The 3,820-nt window shown below is 62.2% G+C and carries 4 protein-coding genes; 2 read left to right on the forward strand and 2 right to left on the reverse strand.

Translation table 11 applies throughout. The annotated features are described in order from the left end of the window. Positions 1-941 (forward strand): transposase (locus CHU93_RS01610; RefSeq protein ID WP_106408466.1); only part of this gene is annotated, 941 nt, incomplete at its 5' end. Between the two features lie 454 nt (positions 942-1,395). On the opposite strand, the gene CHU93_RS01615 is transcribed toward CHU93_RS01610, so the two are convergent. Together CHU93_RS01615 and sul1 are read right to left on the reverse strand one after the other, a co-directional pair. Beyond that, positions 1,396-1,896, reverse strand: coding sequence for a GNAT family N-acetyltransferase (locus tag CHU93_RS01615; RefSeq protein ID WP_000376623.1), 501 nt, complete (start codon positions 1,894-1,896; stop codon positions 1,396-1,398). 127 nt (positions 1,897-2,023) lie between these two features. Next, positions 2,024-2,875 (reverse strand): sulfonamide-resistant dihydropteroate synthase Sul1, encoded by an 852-nt coding sequence (sul1, locus tag CHU93_RS01625; RefSeq protein WP_000946487.1) that lies wholly within the window; start codon positions 2,873-2,875, stop codon positions 2,024-2,026. Positions 2,876-2,976: 101 nt separating this feature from the next. On the opposite strand from sul1, the gene intI1 reads away from it, so the two are divergent. Next, positions 2,977-3,820, forward strand: an 844-nt coding sequence (gene intI1 / locus CHU93_RS01630; RefSeq protein ID WP_094472467.1) for a class 1 integron integrase IntI1, incomplete at its 3' end; no start/stop codon positions are given.

The raw sequence follows: 3,820 nt of genomic DNA on the forward strand, positions 1-3,820 counted from the left end.
ATGGCAGCCTCGTGCGCGCCGATGTGAACCGCCAGCATGCCGTGGATCAGGCAGATGGCCTTCCGGATCCGGCCACCAGCCATGCCGTTCGCGAGTATCTGGCCGTGCTCGATGATGCCGCCTTCGGGGGCGCAACCCCGGTGCCGCCCAAGCAGTTGGCGGTGGCTGATCCGGCTGCGCGGTGGACAGCGGCAAGCCGCGAGCGGGCCTTCTTTGCCTATGCCACCAACTATCTGATCGATCTTCAGCATGCGGTTATCGTCGATGTCGAAGCGACTACCGCCATCCGCCAGGCCGAAGTTACTGCCCAGCGCCGCATGATCGACCGGACGCAGGAGCGCTTTGGTCTGTGGCCTGAGCGGCTTGTGGGGGACACCGGATATGGCGATGCAAAGAACCTGTCATGGCTGGTCGAGGAGCGCGGCATCGAGCCGCACATCCCGGTGTTCGACAAGTCTGCCCGCCGCGATGATACCTTCGAGCGTTCGGCCTTCACCTTCGACCATGACGATGACAGCTATACCTGCCCTGCTGGCAAGCGACTGCGCCAGAGCCAGAGGGCCTACAGCAATGCCCGTCAGTCGGTCGATGCCGACGGCATGCTGCGCTACCGCGCCAGCAAGCTCGACTGTGACGCCTGCGCTCTCAAGCCGCGCTGTTGCCCGACCCAGCCAGCACGCAAAATCCTGCGCTCAGTCCACGAGGGCGCCCGTGATCTCGCCCGCGATATCGCCACAACCGATGCTTATCTGGTCTCGCGCCGCCAGCGCAAGAAGGTCGAGATGCTGTTCGCACACCTTAAGCGCATCCTCAGAATGGATCGCCTGCGCCTGCGAGGTCCCAACGGCGCAAGAGACGAGTTCCTGCTCGCCGCCACCGCCCAAAACCTTCGCAAGATGGCCAAGCTGATCCCGATGCCAGCCACCCCAGCCCCCGCTTAAGCGGGGGCAAAGCCTCAGCGCGGCCTCATGCTCGCGCCAGCGCCTGTCTCAGCGCCGGGTTTTTCAACACAATCGGCTGCACAACAGCCATTACGCCCAATCAACTGGTGCAGTCGTCTTCTGAAAATGACATTTGGTATCTCTCATAAACGGATGTTTTTGAGAGAACTATCTTCGGCCTTCACACGCACGAAAGGCGGCGAAGCTCCGCCGTTAATCCGTCCGCCGGAGATCTCGCCCAGGCAGGCTGAAGGCCGAGCAAGCCTGACAGGCCCGAAAAGCCCGGCACGGGCGTCGGCGGCGATGACGGCGGCGGCATTATCCAGGGTTGATGATGGAAGTGGAGGATATCGACAACCTCTCGCGCAACCAAGACATCGCGGTCGGACTGCAAGTGATCTTGAAGCCACGGGCCCGTCCCACCCCGACATGGACCTCGATGCCCGAACGGACGTTAGATTTCGAGTTCTAGGCGTTCTGCGATGAAGGTTGGATCCCAGCCGGGATTGAAAGTGTCGACGTGGGTGAATCCGAGCCGCTCGTATAGGCCACGCAGGTTCGGGTGGCAGTCGAGCCGCAGCTTGGCGCACCCCTGCGTTCGCGCGGCATGGCGGCAAGCCTCGATCAGCGCGGAGCTGACACCCCGGCCCGCATGTGTCCGTCGCACCGCGAGCTTGTGCAGATATGCGGCCTCCCCCTTGAGGGCGTCGGGCCAGAACTCGGGATCCTCGGCCGACAAGGTGCAACAGCCGACGATGCCGTCGCTGCAACTCGCGACTAGGAGCTCGGATCTCAGGACGAAGGTCTCCGCGAATGTCCGGTCGATCCGCGCGACGTCCCAGGCGGGCGTTCCCTTGGCGGACATCCACGCCGCAGCGTCGTGCATCAGCCGCACAACCTCGTCGATATCACCCGAGCAGGCGACCCGAACGTTCGGAGGCTCCTCGCTGTCCATTCGCTCCCCTGGCGCGGTATGAACCGCCGCCTCATAGTGCAGTTTGATCCTGACGAGCCCAGCATGTCTGCGCCCACCTTCGCGGAACCTGACCAGGGTCCGCTAGCGGGCGGCCGGAAGGTGAATGCTAGGCATGATCTAACCCTCGGTCTCTGGCGTCGCGACTGCGAAATTTCGCGAGGGTTTCCGAGAAGGTGATTGCGCTTCGCAGATCTCCAGGCGCGTGGGTGCGGACGTAGTCAGCGCCATTGCCGATCGCGTGAAGTTCCGCCGCAAGGCTCGCTGGACCCAGATCCTTTACAGGAAGGCCAACGGTGGCGCCCAAGAAGGATTTCCGCGACACCGAGACCAATAGCGGAAGCCCCAACGCCGACTTCAGCTTTTGAAGGTTCGACAGCACGTGCAGCGATGTTTCCGGTGCGGGGCTCAAGAAAAATCCCATCCCCGGATCGAGGATGAGCCGGTCGGCAGCGACCCCGCTCCGTCGCAAGGCGGAAACCCGCGCCTCGAAGAACCGCACAATCTCGTCGAGCGCGTCTTCGGGTCGAAGGTGACCGGTGCGGGTGGCGATGCCATCCCGCTGCGCTGAGTGCATAACCACCAGCCTGCAGTCCGCCTCAGCAATATCGGGATAGAGCGCAGGGTCAGGAAATCCTTGGATATCGTTCAGGTAGCCCACGCCGCGCTTGAGCGCATAGCGCTGGGTTTCCGGTTGGAAGCTGTCGATTGAAACACGGTGCATCTGATCGGACAGGGCGTCTAAGAGCGGCGCAATACGTCTGATCTCATCGGCCGGCGATACAGGCCTCGCGTCCGGATGGCTGGCGGCCGGTCCGACATCCACGACGTCTGATCCGACTCGCAGCATTTCGATCGCCGCGGTGACAGCGCCGGCGGGGTCTAGCCGCCGGCTCTCATCGAAGAAGGAGTCCTCGGTGAGATTCAGAATGCCGAACACCGTCACCCTGCTGCGTAACATCGTTGCTGCTCCATAACATCAAACATCGACCCACGGCGTAACGCGCTTGCTGCTTGGATGCCCGAGGCATAGACTGTACAAAAAAACAGTCATAACAAGCCATGAAAACCGCCACTGCGCCGTTACCACCGCTGCGTTCGGTCAAGGTTCTGGACCAGTTGCGTGAGCGCATACGCTACTTGCATTACAGCTTACGAACCGAACAGGCTTATGTCCACTGGGTTCGTGCCTTCATCCGTTTCCACGGTGTGCGTCACCCGGCAACCTTGGGCAGCAGCGAAGTCGAGGCATTTCTGTCCTGGCTGGCGAACGAGCGCAAGGTTTCGGTCTCCACGCATCGTCAGGCATTGGCGGCCTTGCTGTTCTTCTACGGCAAGGTGCTGTGCACGGATCTGCCCTGGCTTCAGGAGATCGGAAGACCTCGGCCGTCGCGGCGCTTGCCGGTGGTGCTGACCCCGGATGAAGTGGTTCGCATCCTCGGTTTTCTGGAAGGCGAGCATCGTTTGTTCGCCCAGCTTCTGTATGGAACGGGCATGCGGATCAGTGAGGGTTTGCAACTGCGGGTCAAGGATCTGGATTTCGATCACGGCACGATCATCGTGCGGGAGGGCAAGGGCTCCAAGGATCGGGCCTTGATGTTACCCGAGAGCTTGGCACCCAGCCTGCGCGAGCAGCTGTCGCGTGCACGGGCATGGTGGCTGAAGGACCAGGCCGAGGGCCGCAGCGGCGTTGCGCTTCCCGACGCCCTTGAGCGGAAGTATCCGCGCGCCGGGCATTCCTGGCCGTGGTTCTGGGTTTTTGCGCAGCACACGCATTCGACCGATCCACGGAGCGGTGTCGTGCGTCGCCATCACATGTATGACCAGACCTTTCAGCGCGCCTTCAAACGTGCCGTAGAACAAGCGGCTCTGTTGCAAAGATTGGCGGCAGTCAGAGGTAGGCTGT

Source organism: Sandarakinorhabdus cyanobacteriorum (genome assembly GCF_002251755.1).
Taxonomy (GTDB): Bacteria; Pseudomonadota; Alphaproteobacteria; order Sphingomonadales; family Sphingomonadaceae; genus Sandarakinorhabdus; species Sandarakinorhabdus cyanobacteriorum.

Excerpts from the sequence above, each read along its gene's own strand:
- CHU93_RS01615 (WP_000376623.1), bottom strand. The coding sequence starts at position 1,896 with ATGGACAGCGAGGAGCCTCCGAACGTTCGGGTCGCCTGCTCGGGTGAT.
- sul1 (WP_000946487.1), bottom strand. The coding sequence starts at position 2,875 with ATGTTACGCAGCAGGGTGACGGTGTTCGGCATTCTGAATCTCACCGAG.